Source organism: Pseudoalteromonas sp. NZS37, from assembly GCF_015864265.1.
In the GTDB taxonomy this organism is placed as follows: Bacteria; Pseudomonadota; Gammaproteobacteria; order Enterobacterales; family Alteromonadaceae; genus Pseudoalteromonas; species Pseudoalteromonas arctica.
In genome coordinates this window covers 321,138-335,591 of sequence record NZ_JADYXL010000001.1, presented here as the reverse complement: position 1 = coordinate 335,591, position 14,454 = coordinate 321,138, and the positions used below count along the sequence as shown (strand labels likewise).

16 protein-coding genes are annotated in these 14,454 nt (G+C 38.4%); 8 read left to right on the top strand and 8 right to left on the bottom strand.

The window, feature by feature from the left end:
• Nucleotides 1-83: 83 nt before the first annotated feature.
• Nucleotides 84-2,309: a S9 family peptidase gene (locus I6F47_RS01490; protein WP_197183190.1), complete on the bottom strand. Its 2,226-nt coding sequence runs from the start codon at nt 2,307-2,309 to the stop codon at nt 84-86.
• Nucleotides 2,310-2,420: 111 nt separating this feature from the next.
• On the opposite strand from I6F47_RS01490, the gene I6F47_RS01485 reads away from it, so the two are divergent.
• The gene (locus I6F47_RS01485) at nt 2,421-2,825 is read left to right on the top strand and encodes an HIT domain-containing protein (protein ID WP_197101171.1); all 405 of its coding nucleotides are present in this window, start codon (nt 2,421-2,423) and stop codon (nt 2,823-2,825) included.
• Between the two features lie 41 nt (nt 2,826-2,866).
• Here the strand turns inward: I6F47_RS01485 and I6F47_RS01480 are convergent, their stop codons facing one another.
• Nucleotides 2,867-4,567 (bottom strand): dipeptidyl-peptidase 3 family protein, encoded by a 1,701-nt coding sequence (locus tag I6F47_RS01480; protein ID WP_197183189.1) that lies wholly within the window; start codon nt 4,565-4,567, stop codon nt 2,867-2,869.
• 297 nt (nt 4,568-4,864) lie between these two features.
• On the opposite strand from I6F47_RS01480, the gene I6F47_RS01475 reads away from it, so the two are divergent.
• On the top strand, nt 4,865-5,704 hold the full coding sequence (locus I6F47_RS01475) for an HDOD domain-containing protein (RefSeq protein WP_024590070.1): 840 nt from the start codon (nt 4,865-4,867) through the stop codon (nt 5,702-5,704).
• A 52-nt stretch (nt 5,705-5,756) separates the two neighbouring features.
• Here I6F47_RS01475 and I6F47_RS01470 read toward each other — a convergent pair whose 3' ends face one another.
• Nucleotides 5,757-7,439 carry an amidohydrolase gene (locus tag I6F47_RS01470; protein WP_197183188.1) on the bottom strand — a complete coding sequence of 561 codons (1,683 nt, stop codon included), beginning with the start codon at nt 7,437-7,439 and terminating at the stop codon, nt 5,757-5,759.
• Nucleotides 7,440-7,611: 172 nt separating this feature from the next.
• Here I6F47_RS01470 and I6F47_RS01465 point away from each other — a divergent pair, with 172 nt between their 5' ends.
• Nucleotides 7,612-8,133, top strand: a complete 522-nt coding sequence (locus I6F47_RS01465) for an energy transducer TonB (RefSeq protein ID WP_101163424.1) — start codon at nt 7,612-7,614, stop codon at nt 8,131-8,133.
• A gap of 177 nt (nt 8,134-8,310) precedes the next feature.
• Nucleotides 8,311-8,763: an energy transducer TonB gene (locus I6F47_RS01460; RefSeq protein WP_197183187.1), complete on the top strand. Its 453-nt coding sequence runs from the start codon at nt 8,311-8,313 to the stop codon at nt 8,761-8,763.
• Between the two features lie 57 nt (nt 8,764-8,820).
• Here the strand turns inward: I6F47_RS01460 and I6F47_RS01455 are convergent, their stop codons facing one another.
• From I6F47_RS01455 to I6F47_RS01440, 4 genes are all read right to left on the bottom strand, one after another.
• Entirely contained in the window at nt 8,821-9,057 is a 237-nt protein-coding gene (locus I6F47_RS01455) for a calcium-binding protein (protein ID WP_007581557.1), read from the bottom strand.
• Nucleotides 9,058-9,066: 9 nt separating this feature from the next.
• Nucleotides 9,067-9,303 (bottom strand): hypothetical protein, encoded by a 237-nt coding sequence (locus I6F47_RS01450; protein WP_007581558.1) that lies wholly within the window; start codon nt 9,301-9,303, stop codon nt 9,067-9,069.
• 187 nt (nt 9,304-9,490) lie between these two features.
• Complete coding sequence (locus I6F47_RS01445; RefSeq protein WP_007581559.1) at nt 9,491-9,718, bottom strand: hypothetical protein; 228 nt, start codon at nt 9,716-9,718, stop codon at nt 9,491-9,493.
• A gap of 24 nt (nt 9,719-9,742) precedes the next feature.
• Entirely contained in the window at nt 9,743-9,976 is a 234-nt protein-coding gene (locus tag I6F47_RS01440; RefSeq protein ID WP_007581561.1) for a cag pathogenicity island protein Cag25, read from the bottom strand.
• 330 nt (nt 9,977-10,306) lie between these two features.
• Here I6F47_RS01440 and I6F47_RS01435 point away from each other — a divergent pair, with 330 nt between their 5' ends.
• Genes I6F47_RS01435 through I6F47_RS01420 form a run of 4 tightly spaced genes read left to right on the top strand, consistent with a single transcriptional unit; the run spans nt 10,307 to nt 14,172 of the window.
• Nucleotides 10,307-11,764, top strand: a complete 1,458-nt coding sequence (locus I6F47_RS01435) for a sensor histidine kinase (RefSeq protein ID WP_010553149.1) — start codon at nt 10,307-10,309, stop codon at nt 11,762-11,764.
• Nucleotide 11,765: 1 nt separating this feature from the next.
• Nucleotides 11,766-12,311 carry a hypothetical protein gene (locus I6F47_RS01430; RefSeq protein WP_165734572.1) on the top strand — a complete coding sequence of 182 codons (546 nt, stop codon included), beginning with the start codon at nt 11,766-11,768 and terminating at the stop codon, nt 12,309-12,311.
• A gap of 2 nt (nt 12,312-12,313) precedes the next feature.
• Entirely contained in the window at nt 12,314-13,663 is a 1,350-nt protein-coding gene (locus tag I6F47_RS01425) for a sigma 54-interacting transcriptional regulator (protein ID WP_197101161.1), read from the top strand.
• Nucleotides 13,664-13,671: 8 nt separating this feature from the next.
• On the top strand, nt 13,672-14,172 hold the full coding sequence (locus I6F47_RS01420; RefSeq protein ID WP_197183186.1) for a DUF1543 domain-containing protein: 501 nt from the start codon (nt 13,672-13,674) through the stop codon (nt 14,170-14,172).
• Nucleotides 14,173-14,202: 30 nt separating this feature from the next.
• On the opposite strand, the gene I6F47_RS01415 is transcribed toward I6F47_RS01420, so the two are convergent.
• The gene (locus I6F47_RS01415; protein WP_007581571.1) at nt 14,203-14,430 is read right to left on the bottom strand and encodes a hypothetical protein; all 228 of its coding nucleotides are present in this window, start codon (nt 14,428-14,430) and stop codon (nt 14,203-14,205) included.
• Nucleotides 14,431-14,454 lie beyond the last annotated feature (24 nt).

Here is a 14,454-nt window from a genome sequence, read left to right as displayed (position 1 = left end):
GTTTAATCTAGGCTTAACGCCCATTAATGCAAAAAAAAGGCTGATTTATCAATCAGCCTTTAGTCTGTTATTACTTTACTTGCTTATTTAACATCAAAATGACGATTAAAGAAGTTTGTAATTGTTTGATGTAAGTGTGTTTGCACTTGTTTACCACGTAGGCTGTGCTTAGAGCCTGGGTAGGTCATCATTTCAAACTGTTTTTCGTTATCTTGCAGTTGTTTAAACAATTTAGTTGAATGAGTAAACAGCACGTTGTCGTCAGCCATTCCATGATAAATCATTAATGGGCCTTTTAAGCCATCAGCATATGGAAATACTGCGCTGTCTTCATACCCTTTAGCATTCGTATCAGGGTGACCTAAATAACGCTCTGTGTAATGCGTATCGTATAGAGCCCAATCGGTTACAGGAGCACCCGATACGCCGGCTTGAAAGTAATCGCCTGCTTTAAACATAGTCATAAGTGCCATGTAGCCGCCGTAGCTGTGGCCATAAACACCGATGCGTTGTGGGTCTACGTAATCAAGTGTACGTAAAAACTCTACGCCTTTAATTTGATCGGCAACTTCAACCACGCCTAGGTTTTTATAAATAGCATCTTCAAACTTTTTACCACGGTTGTACGAACCACGGTTATCTAGTTGAAAAATGACGTAACCTTTTTGCGCCATGTACTGAAAGTACAAGTTTTTACTGCGCCAGCTATTTGTCACTCGTTGAGCATGCGGGCCGCCGTATACGTTAACAATAACAGGGTGCTTTTTGCCATCAGCAATGGTGCTAGGCTTAAATAAACGGTAATGCATAACTTGGCCATCATCGGCTTTAATTGTGCCGTATTCTGGTTTTGTTAAGTCGCTTAAATAAGGAGTAAGCGGATGGTTACTATCAAGCTTATTTTCTTCAAGCCATGTAATAAATTCGCCGTTTACTTTACGAAGCGCTGCTGAATTTGGTGTGTTATCAGATGAGCTATTATCGATAAAGGTTTTATTGTCTTTTGCTAGCACAACATTATGGTACTGACCTTTTTCGGTGATACGTTTGGCATCGCCTTTTTTAAATAAAGGCGCACTGTATAAATGGCTCTCAAGAGGAGTGTCTTTACGACCAGCAAAGTAAACAATGCCTTTTTTCTCATCAATGCCTTTTAAGCTATCAACAGCCCAATCGCCAGAAGTAATTTGACGAACAAGTTGACCGTTTGTGCGATACAGATATAAGTGTTTAAAACCGTCGCGCTCAGATGCCCACACAAAATGCTTTTTGTCTTTTAAAAACTCAAGATCAAAATGTAGGTTAATCCACGTTTCGCTGTTTTCGGTTAGTGCTACTTTTAATGCTTTAGTTTCACTGTTATAAAAACGAAGCTCTAATTTATGTTGTGAGCGATTTTGCCATTGGTACGACAGTGTATTGCCGTCTTTTAGCCATTTAGCACGCGCGATATAAATGTCTTCATCTTTACCTAAATCAATCCAATCTACTTTTTGGTCATTTAGCTTAACCACACCGAGTTGAATTTTTACGTTATCGGTACCTGTAAACGGGTAGCGTTGGTTAAATAATTTAACTTCATCAGCGTAAATTTCGTTACGGATAGCTTCTTTTACTGGGGTTTCGTCAACGCGGGTATAGGCAATTTTAGTTTCATCACCTGACCACCAGTAACCCGTCATGCGGCTCATTTCTTCTTGAGCTACAAATTCGGCCATGCCGTTTTTAATTACGCCGCCGCCATCTTTACTAAGCTGAATCTCTTTACCTGATTCAAGCTCTAAAGCGAATAGGTTTTGCTCTCGAATAAACGATACGTAGTTACCTTTAGGTGAAAAGCGTGCATCGGTTTCAAATGTTTCAGTGTCGGTTAGTTTTTTACTTTTAGCAGAGGCTAAATCGTAATAGTAAAGGTCGCCGTTAAGTGGGAATAAAAGTGCTTTACCGTCTTTAGACCATTTGTATTCTAATATGCCTTTACCAAAAATACGTTGGCGTTCGCGGCGTGCTTTTTCTTCATCAGATAGGTTTTCTGGGCCTGAAAATAACTTTGCCGAATCAACTAGCACACGGTTGGTGTTATCTTTTAGATTGTATTCCCATAAATCGTAACGGTTGTAGTCATCGCTTTTGCCTTGTAAATAAGTTACACGGCTGCCGTCAGGCGAAAATTTAAGTTGTACAGGTGATTTACCTGAAAGGCTCGGATCGTCAAAAATACGCTCCAACGATAAAGGTTTTGCTTGAACACTAATAGCGCCAACCATTAATGGGAGGGCTAGTGAGAGGTGTTTTATTTTTTTTAGCACAAGGTTGCCTTAGCTTATTATAAATATTGCTTTGATGGTAAAGCCAAGCGTGTGCAACTGCAACTAAATGCTATAAAGTGGCGATTATTAAAGACAAAGTAGGACATAACAATGACTAACCCTGAATTTAAACTAGCGCCAGAACTTAAACGCGACTGTATAGAGCTTGCCGATTGGCCACTGTGTAAAGTACTTTTATTGAACGACAGCCAATATCCGTGGTTTGTATTAGTGCCTAGGCAGGCTAACTTAAAAGAGATAATTGATTTATCTGAGGATGATCAAGTTGTGTATTTAAAAGAGTCAGCCAAGCTAAGTAAATTATTAATGGATGTGTTTAGCCCTGATAAGTTAAATATAGCGGCTTTGGGTAATATGGTGCCGCAATTACATATTCACCATATTGCACGCTTTACTACTGATGCTGCTTGGCCTGCGCCAATTTGGGGTAAGTATCCAGCTGTGCCGTATACAGATGTACAAATTACAGCGTTAAAAAAAGCGCTGCAGTTTTAAGCTGCAACGCTTTTTTAGGGTTTAGCTAAGTTTAACTAAACTTATTTAAGCCCTAGTACTTCTTTACCCTGTTTAAACGTTACATCTACAGGGATATTTGCTTTACTTAGTTTTTCTAAGTCTTCAGCAAGTTCTTCTTTTATATCGCCATGCGTTGCAATTAGTTGATCTACTTTTTCGTAATCGCCATCACCTTGTAAGGTTAAAATTAAGCGAGAAAGCTTGGCCATTGCAATGCTCATTTTTTCCATATTAACGCGGTACAGGCCTTCTTCATTTTTAGAAAAAGCGCCTTCTTGAGCAAAAAAGTTAAAGCGAATCATATTTGCTTTACCATGCGCACTTGATGCTCCAAAACGAACTGAGCGGAATATACCCGCCATGAAGGTCGTGTAATAATCTTCAATAGTGCCTTCTGTAATTTCGCCCTTTTTAAGTAATTGCTCAATCATGTACAGGCCTAAAATGTCGGCTTTACCTTCTTCAAGCGCACTTGCGTGTTCTTGTAATGATTGACGAACAGTACCTTTACCTGTGATTGTATTTTTAATACCTAAACCGTGAGCGACTTCATGGAACATCGTATTGGCAAAAAATGCATCAAAAGTAATGTGTTTACGCTGCTCAGGTACAATTAACTGCTTTGAAATTGGTACTAAAATTTTATCAAATTTAGCACGCATCGCATTTTTAAGTTGCAGGCGACGAGTTCCTTTTTCTAGCTGTACTTGCTCATCGTTTGGTAAGTTAATTGCAATTGTTTTACTCCCCGCGTTAGAGTGACCTGCGTAATAAACAACATCATAAGCGTTTAAGTCGGCGTCAGAGCCCGGTACTTCCTGTTTATACTTAGCATCAACGGGTAAGCCTTTTTGAAGCTCTGGTAAAAATGCGGCAAACTTAGCTAAGCATTCGCTCCATTTTAAATCTTTAATAAGTACGTAAGATTCATAAGCTGCGCGGTAACCAAATAATTGATCTTCATAAGTCTCAATTGGACCAATAACCACATCTACTGGGTTGTTTTTCATATCCATCCAAGCAAAGTCAGATACTTGGAAGTCATCTTTTTGTAGGGCATCAGCACGCAAGTTTAGATAGTTAGCAAACTCTTTATCGTCAGCAAGTTTACTTGCTTCGCGTAAAAGGTCAGCGGCTTTTGCAAGCTCATTAGCGTATTCTTTTGAATATGGCACGCTGTAAAGCTTACCTTGCTCATCACGCTTAATTACAGAGTAAAGGCCTGTTTTGTCTTCAACATCTGCATTGTTTAACTCTTCTTTGGTTATATCGGCAGGGTAAAACTGTGCGCCAAGAGGTTTTTCTTTATAGCTGGATAAAAACGCTTCATCGCCATTTAAACGATCCCATGGACCGTAGTTAATATCGGCAAATTTACGTACTTTTTCATCACCTAACTTTGCTAAAAACGCATCTTTATTTTCGCCAAAAGATTGTTTCCAAAATAACTCGTCCATTATTTTTGAAGCATCAATAAGCTTTGCAACCATTGCTCGTTGGTTATCGCTTAAGTGCGATAAATCACTTTGTAAGCTAAAGTCGGTGTAAATATCTAAACGTTGGTTATTTGCATTAATAAGCTCAGGGCCTGATTGTGCACTGCTTTTTTGAGCAAGCTCTGTGGCTGTGTTGTCGGTAGAAGACGGCGCTTGTTCAGAACATGCACTAAGAAAAACGACACCAGAGAGCATAATTGCTTGGCTAATTTTATTTAAGATCATTATATTACCTGTTAAAAAGTAAGTTTAATAATTTGTACTGCTTTAGTTAAAAAACTAAATATGTACAAACGCTTCCTTAATTGTGAGTGCATTAAAGCAAAACTAAATAGTAAATAGCAAGTATTTGGCGTTGTAAGGCAAGCATGAGCGATAAAGCATTATAAATAAAAATAAACTTCTATAGTTTTCTTAACTTTATCGGTAAGTTAGACAATACTAATTATATTACTAATACGAAAATTAACTGCCTGAGTTTGCAGTTACTTTACAGGCTGAACACAAAAGGACGGCAGCTTTATGTCTACAGAAAACGCTTTATTAACGATTCTAGTCGATAGAATAAATAACGATACGTTGGTTTTACCAACGCTACCTGAAGTAGCGATTAAGGTTCGCCAAGCTGCAGATAACCCTGATGTGAATTTAATGCAAATGTCAGATGTAATCTCACAAGACCCAGCGCTTTCAGCTCGTATGATAAAAGTAGCTAATAGTGCGATTATGGGACGTTCTGTAAAAGTATCTAATTTACAACAAGCAGTGACTCGCATTGGGTTGCGCCAAATTAAAAATATTGCAACGGCTATGGCTATGGAGCAATTATTTGTATCAAACAATGAGCTAATTAAAGGCTACATGGGCAAGGCTTGGCAAAAAACATTAACCGTTGCTAGCCATTCAATAACACTCATGGAGTTTTACTTAAAAAACAATAAACACACTTCATTAAATCGTGATTCAATTACATTAGCTGCGCTTGTTTATAATATTGGTGTATTACCAATTTTAACAGAAGCTGAGCGCCACCCTGAAGTGTTTGCCAACCCAAGCTTTTTAGCGCACGCAATTCAAAAGCTGAGTGGAAAAATTGGCTCGTCGATTATGCAAGCGTGGGAATTTCCTAAAGAGTTTGTTGATGTAGCTCTAAGCTGGGCAGATCCAAGTTACAAACCTGATAAAGTTAGTTACGTAGACTTTATTCGAGTAGGCGCTATTTTAGAGGGAACATTACAGGTTTCTGATAAGTCAGCAGCGCTGCAAACGTACATAGATAAAGGTGTAATACCGTCTATGCAATTATTCACAAGTGATGAATACAACGATATGCTAAAAGATGTGAAAAACATGTTTAGCTAAACATGTTTTATTACACAAATAAAAAGGGTTAACTTGCGTTAACCCTTTTTATTTATTTATCGATAGTATTTTCTGTTTTGGTTTTTTCGTACCGTTTTATTCCTGCTACCCATGTTTGCAGTACGTTTGTTTTGTATATCTCGTCAACAGGTACTTTAAAGTAGTCTTTATCAAGTAAAATAAAGTCGGCCCATTTACCTTTTTCTAAACTACCCACCTTAAATTCTTGATGAGCTGAATAAGCGCCACCGAGAGTAAATGCACGTAATGCATCTTCGCGGCTTAGTACTTCACTTGCGCGCCAGCCGTTTTCAGGTAGTTTGTTATGATCCATGCGTGTAATGGCTGAATACAAACCATCAAATGGATTTGCAAGCTCTACCGGGTAATCAGAGCCTGCTGCAACAACCGATCCTTGCTTTAAAAATGTTTGCCAAGCATAGGCACCGCTTAATTGTTTTTCAGTTAAGCGTTGCTCTGCCATATGCATATCAGATGTGGCATGTACTGGCTGCATTGAAGGGATTATTTTTAACGCTTTAAAGCGAGGGATATCCTCAGGCGTTACAATTTGTGCGTGCTCTATTCGGTTACGTAGTAATATACCGCCCGTTTTTTTAAACACATTTTGATAAGCATCAAGTACTACTTTATTTGCTTTATCGCCAATTGCGTGGGTATTTGCGCTAAAGCCGCTTTTAAAGCTTTGTGTAAAGAGCGCTTCGAGTTTTTCTTGTGTTTCAAGCATTAAACCATGGTGACCAGGTCTGTCTGCGTATTCTTCAATCAGAGCGGCTCCGCGAGAGCCAAGTGCGCCATCGGCGTAAACTTTAACACTGCGAATTTCCATAAAGTCATTTTTGTCGTGGTATCGGCCTGCCTTTAACATTGTATCTAAATCAGGGCTTGCACCACTTAACATTGCCACAATACGTAGCGGTAAATTACCAAGGTCGCCGCGCTCTTTGTAAACCTCCCATGTGGCTTTATCAATACCTGCATCGTGAGTAGAGGTAATGCCTAAACTTAATAAATGCTTACCTGCTGCATCTAGTGAGTCACTTATATCTTGCTTTGAAGGGGCTGGCATATGCTGGGTAATTAGCGATTCTGCTTTATCTACAAAAATACCCGTAGGATTGCCAAATTCGTCTTTAATTATTTCACCGCCTTCAGGCGCTTTTGTTTGGGCGTTAATACCAGCAAGTTCGAGCGCTTTTGAATTAACCCAAATGGCGTGACTATCAACCCGCGAAAGAACCACAGGTCGATCGCTCACTACTTTGTCTAAATTTTTAGCTGTAGGAAAGCGTGTATCAGCCCAAAGCTCTTGGTTCCAACCTCGCCCAATAATCCAACCTTGTTTGTTATCGGCAAATACTTTTAGTTTATTTGTTACTTCATCAACCGATGTTGCGCCGCGTACGTCAAGTTGCGATAAATTGTCGCCAAGGCCAATAACGTGCCCATGAGCATCAATTAAGCCAGGTAATAAGGTATTACCGTGCGCGTCAATTAGCTTGGCATCTGGGTAGCTATCTTTAAGTGTTTCGCTACCGAGCTTAACTACCTTGCCATTTTTAATAACGAGGGTAGAAAACTGCTGTACTTCACCTTTGTATAAAGGGGTATAACCATTGGCGTTATAAATTACTTTTGTTTGTGCGAGAGTGTAACTAGAACTAGCGCAAAGGCTGGCTAGTATGAGTGGTTTGATTATTTTTTTGAGTGGCATAGTTACTTAATTTTTATTGTTAATTTACTTACATTAACAAACTTGATTTTATAATACCAATGAATTGATAGACCTCATTTTAAGGCTTTTCTCTATATTAACTGTTTACAAAATAGGTAATTGATGTAATTATTTAGTATGTAAAATAATCAATAAAGCATAAGGAAACGCTATGAAAGCCCTCTATTTATTACTCCCATTAACTTCATTACTTGCGGCATGTGGATCGACACCTACTGCAGATAAAAGTGTAGAAAAGCTAAACCATACTGATGTATCAAATGCTGAAATACGCGATTATATAGATTTATCAAGTGTTGAGCTGCGCGATAGGGTGAAAGACTATTGGAGTATTTTTACAAAAGTTGAATCACGATACCCAGTAGAGGCAGCAAAAAAAGGCTTAGCGGGCTGTGTAGAGTTAATGACTATTATTAATTCTGAGGGTAAGGCGCAGGGGTATAAAGTAATTTCCTCATATCCTAAAGGGTTATTTGATGAAGCCGCAGCGAGATCTTTAAGTGCATGGGCTTGGCTACCTACTGCCGTAAATGTAGCTAAACAACCTGTACTTACGCATATCAGAATTGATTTCATGATTGATTCAATACCAGTAGGTAAAAAATATTTAAAAAATTGTCCGGCTGGCGAAACATTTCAAGTAACAGGTAAAATTAAAAAAATCTCCTACTGATGAACATTTCAAGTAAAGTGAAAATTATAGGTCTGAAAAAAGTACTTATTTACCTCACTTTAAAGTTACCTTCAGTGTGTGTAACATTTTGGATCGAACCTTTATAAAATCTGATGGGTATGAGTTTAATACGAATATTACAAATAACTAAATAAGCATCAAGAATAAGGAAATGCTATGAAAGCTCTCTATTTATTACTCCCCTTGAGCATGATGCTAACAGCCTGTAGCTCAACGTCTGATAAACAAGTAAGCGATGAAATGCTGAGTATTATTGATTTATCGAGTCCTGAACTGCGAAGTAAGGCAGGTGAGTATTGGGATGTTGTTAAAAGAGTAGAGCCGCGATATCCGATAGAAGCTGCAAAAAGAAGTATTTCAGGTTGTGTTGAGCTTGCTACGTTAATTAATTCACAAGGTGAAGCCCAAGGGTATAAGGTTATTGCATCCTACCCTGAGGGCGTGTTTGATAATAATGCGGCAGCTGCTGTGGGTTTATGGCGCTGGAAAGCGACAACTGAAAATACGAGTAATCAATCTATTCTAACTTATCTCAAAATGGATTTTATGGTAAGCCCAAAACCTACTGATGCAGAGTATTTGGCGCATTGTTCTAAAAATAAAACCTGAACGTAATTAATAGATATAAATATAATAAGCTAGGTGTTTTTTTACCTAGCTATAAAACTACTTACTTGCATATAAGCCATATTCATTTAATGCTAATTTACCGTCTTTGTCACTGTCGTAGCTTGAAAACCGTGACCACAAAGCCGGGTCTATAGCGGTTTCTGAACGTGATAAAAAACCGTCTTTATTCCTATCTAGCTTTTTAAATTGCTTTGCAATGTCGTTACTTGCGGCAAAACTAAATGCGCTAAAAATACTAAACGCCAGCAGCGTTATATAGCTAATACTTTTCATACAAATCACTTAGTAAAGGTTGTTAGTTAGATAACTTTTAAATTCGACTAGCGAAATTTGGTTATCTTGGTTTTTGTCCCATTTTACAAAGGTGTTTAAAAGTTGTGGTTGGGGATCAAGTTCGTCGTGTGTTAAATAGCCACTTTTGTCACTATCTAGGTGATCAAAGCGCTGCTTTACATCAAGTGCCGCGGCATCAAAACTTAATAGCATTAAAATGCTTATAACAAGGGAAAGTATCTTCATGGTCTTCCTTCCAAAAGATGTATTAAAAGTTCGTGGCTAAAATAAAGTAAAAAGGAAAAAAGCACTTGCCGTAATTTAACTCCCAACATTAAATCCTTTTACACACTCCCTCAGGGATTATGGCAAATGCTTTTAAATTCAGTTTACATGTAACAAGCTTAAGTAAAGCTTAATCAGTAATTACTCATTAAGGCTTAAAGCTTTCAAATTCTTTTTTTGAGACTTTTTCATCACCGTCTTCATCTAAGTCGGCAAATTGTCTCATTACTTCTTTGTCTTCCTTTGCTTCTACAATTGATATTTGTCCATCCATATCTTTATCTAAATGGGCAAAGCGCACGTTTGTTGGCGATGCAATTACGGTGGCACTAATTGCTAAAAACATTAATGAAAAAGCGGCTATAAGTTGTTTCATAATCACGTTCCTTATTAAATGAGTTTATTGAATAAATTTTTTGAATTCATCTAGCGACAATTGCCCATCTTGATTAGTATCAATTTGTAAAAAATTTTCGTGTAGAACGGCATCTTCACCTGCTTCGGCTTCACTTAATGTGCCGTTACTGTCTTTATCAAGCTCGTTAAAAGTCGCGTGAACGTCCATTGCGTGTGCGTTAGCGCCTAAAAAGCCTAAAGCCAGTAATGATGAAATTACTAAAATGCGTTTGTTCATAATTATTTCCTTATTGATTAAAGTTATTACTCCTATTACAAAAATGATGCCAAAAATAATTGTTGTTAATTTTCAAGTGTTTATGTTTTTAACTTAAAAGGGGTGGGAAGTTTTTACGGGGTTTATTGTAATTTTTGTGTACCTTTTGCAACACTATGTAGTGAGATTAAAGGTAGGGTTTAAAAATCAATGGTTTATGTTGTCTCTATTTGGCGACACATTGTGTTTGTAGCGCTGGCTGTTAATCGTATTAAATATAATTGCTGGTTCAGCTAGTGTATAAGGTAAGCACTTAATAATAGAACGCTTAACTTAAAAGGACTAAACGAAATGCCAGCAACCATAGCTAAAAAATACCATGCAATGCTTAACTGGCGGCCTAATTTAATTGGACAATTTGCAATGAGTATGCTGCTTTCGTTACTCCCGCTTTCTATAGTGGTGATTGTATTTTTAAATGCGCTTAACAAGCAATTAGCAGTGACTCAAAGTATCGTGAGTAACAACTACCAAGTTACCAAATCGTTTAATACTCTAAAACAAGAACTCAACAGCCTTGAGCGCGCCACTAGGCAAAATTGGGTATTAAAAAGCGAATCGCTAGATAAGCTCATTGTCGATAAATGGCAATCATCCCTGCAAAGTATTGATGAACTTAAATTTGTAAACACGGATAAAGATTACACCCACCAATGGCAACGCTTATATGTCACCTTACAAACAGCGCATGTAGAGCTTGTTGAGCAAAAACAACAGCAAGCGGAGCTATTTGTGCCAGTGAGCGATTTAGTTGCTGAGCTTACTTTATGGTTACGTGATAAAAATGAAGCGCAAATTACCAATAACCAAAATGAGCTTACAAGCCTACAAACTTCATTTATAAACTGGCTGGTGGCACTTATTCCGCTTACTTTAATTGTTGGTGGTGGTTTTTTATGGCGTATAAGTGGGCGACTAAAAGGGTTAACTACGGTTATTGATAAGCTAGGGCAGGGGCATTGGCAGCAAAAAATATCTGTGAAAGGCTCCGCTGAGCTAGTTGAGCTAGGAGAAAAACTCCAATGGGTGCAAGAGCAACTTCATATGCTTGAGCAGCAAAAAGATACCTTTTTACGCCATGTTACCCATGAGCTAAAAACGCCGCTTGCTTCAATGGTCGAAGGCACTGATTTACTAACTGATGAAATAGTAGGCCCAATTACTGCTGAGCAAAAAGCAGTGCTTGAGCTTATTAGCCAATCTATGGTGCGCCTTCGTACAATGATTGATAGCCTGCTGAGTTATAATGCGATTCGCACCAGTAAAGACAGCCTAAGCGAAGTTGAGTTTAGCTATCTTATTAATAAAATTAATAGCCATTTTGAACATCGCTTAAGTGCGCGTCAGCAAGCCCTGCAATGGCAAAATAACTTACCTAATAAACAGCTTGCTTTACCTAGTGAGCTTATTGAGATGATTTTAATTCAGCTTATTTCAAATGGCTTAAAATTTTCACAAGATAAGCAAAGCGTTACTATTAATTTAGCGCTTGAGCAAAACCAACTTTGCATTGCTGTACTTGATAAAGGGTGCGGTATTAAAGAGCAAGAAAAAACTCAAATTTTCAGCGCATTTTATCAAGGTAAACACAGTAAAAATGTTACGCTGCAAGGCAGTGGGCTTGGCTTAACTATTGTGAAAGAATCTGTTGAACAGCTAAGAGGTACACTTACTGTTGAGCATAACGAGCCGCATGGTTGCCGGTTTTCAATTAAAATTCCCATAACAAAAAATCTAGGAGTTAATTAACATGCGCTTGCGTTTAATCGCTATTTTATGTGTGCTCAGTAGCAGCATGGTTATATCAGGTTGTGAAATTACTAATGGGCAAGAAGAGCGTGTGTCAATTACACCTGCACCTGTGGTCGATACCAAAATAGCAAACGACAAAAACAGTAAACCTAGTCCAAAACCCAGACCAAAAATTGAACCAAGCTATCCGCCTGCAGAGCAAGTTATTGCATGGCACGCTAATCAGTGTGGCGGATTTAAATTGGTGCCAAAAAAAGATATTTTTACAGGTGAAAACGATCTTAAACGTTTTTTTAAATTTATGTGCTTAAACATAAATGATGATCCAAATACGGTAATGACTAAGTTGCTAAAACTCGATCTTGCTTACTTTTGGCCAGATGATATAAAGCAATATTTATGGCTTCAAAAGCAGCAAGTGACTATGCAAATAAATGCTAAAAAAGAGCAGCAAGCACTTAATAATAAAATGCAAGAAACCCTCTCATCGTTAGCAACAATTGAGCAGCAGCTTTTACTACGAGAAGAAACTAAGGAGCAGTAACTATGGCAGCAACTAAAGTGCAAGGTGCAAAAGTATTACTCGTTGACGACGACGCTAGCTTATTAAAACTGCTCGCTATTCGTATCGAATCAAAAGGATACGAAGTAACGACCTGTGAAAGTGGCTTAACCGCACTACAAACACTTAAAAGCCAAGTGTTTGACGCCGTAATAACCGACCTACGTATGGATGAAATGGATGGCATGGCACTGCATCGTCAGCTGCAAAGCCGCTACCCTGCATTACCTGTCATTATGATGACAGCGCATGGCTCAATTCCTGATGCCGTAGAGGCAACTAAGCAGGGCATTTTTGCATTTATAACTAAACCTGTAGATAAAGATGAGCTATTTGACAGCCTTGCTAAAGCGATAGAAATACATGGTGTTAATGCAGATGAAGCAGCACCTAAAAGTAATATAGTTACGCGCAGTGGTGCAATGCTGCACTTGTTAGAGCAAGTAAAACTACTTGGGCCAACGCAAGTTAATGTATTGATTTCGGGGGCTAGTGGTACAGGTAAAGAGCTACTCGCACAGGCGATTCATCAGCATAGTCATGTAAGCGGTGGCCCTTTCGTTGCAATTAACTGCGGCGCTGTACCGGGTGAGCTTTTAGAGTCAGAATTATTTGGTCATAAAAAAGGCTCTTTTACGGGCGCAATTAAAGATCATCAAGGTTTGTTTCAGCAAGCTGAGGGCGGCACGCTATTTTTAGACGAGATAGGCGATATGCCACTTAACTTGCAGGTTAAGTTACTGCGCGTATTACAAGAAAAAACAATTCGCCCCGTAGGCTTTCAAGAAGAAATAGCAATTGATGTACGTATTGTATCGGCAACACATAAAAATCTTCCTGAAGCTATTTTAAACCAGCAATTTAGAGAAGATTTATATTATCGCTTAAACGTAGTTAATTTAAAATTACCGCCATTGTGTGAGCGCCGCGAAGATATAAGCTTATTAGCACAGCACTTTAGTGCAAGCATTGCTAAGCGCATGAAGCAAACTGAAAAACACTTTGCAAGCGATGCTATGCATGCGCTTGTGCGTTACGACTGGCCAGGTAATATCCGCCAACTACAAAACGTAGTAGAGCAGGTTGTAGCATTAACGCCAAGCGATGTTATTTCAGAGCACTTAGTGTTAGCTGCGCTAAATAGTAATGAAACAAACGTAGAACCATTATCACTAAACGACGCTAAAAAAGAGTTTGAGCGCGACTATGTGATTAACACTTTAAAAATGGCAGGTGGTAACGTAGCCGAAGGCGCTAAGCTTGCCAAGCGCAATCGATCAGATTTTTATAAGTTGATTAAAAAGCATAATATTGATGTTGATAATTTAGGTTAAGGAAAAGCATGCAGTTATTTATGGTGTATTTAGGTGGCCGGATTCAAGGTTGCCACATTGAAATGCATGATATTCGTTTTGTTGTAGGGCAAAACATTGAGCAAACTTATACAAAGTTAAAAAGCCAATGGGTAGGCGACAGAAGTAGTGTTCACATGGATAGCTATATGGCAATTAATCATATTGATGGCTTTAAAGTAGAGATTGTTGATACGTACGTTGAACAAAATAAACAACTCTATTTTGTAAATTTAGGTGCTTACAGAAGTGATTCTATGGCTGAGCAACACGACTTTGCACTGTATGTTGCAAGCAGTAGCCATGAAGCTAAAGAGCGAGCTAAAAGCGATTTGCTAGCAGGGCTTAGCCATATTCATAAAGATGATTTACATGACGTAGACGATTGCTTTGCGATTGATTTACTCGACAGCCAGCTAAACATTAAGCTCACGCCCAGCGGTATATCGCAGCCGATAAAGCCAGACTGGTTTGGCTATCACATACTTTAAATTATAATAAGTAGCTAAAACTAAGCAGGGTTAAGAGTCCTGCTCGTTTTGTTCATCCTTTTCGCTTTTAGCCGCCATTTTAAACGCCACAATAACCAATCCAAACATAGCAAACGGCAGTGCTGCTAACATGTATTCAACCACATTACTGTCTTGAAAATTTGCTTGCAGTAAAAAGTGACCCGCCACACACATTAAAATAACCACTAATAAAATGGGTAGTAACATAAGTTCTTTTTTTGATGAATGGTTTTTCATTAATTGTGAGGCTATAGCTGAAAA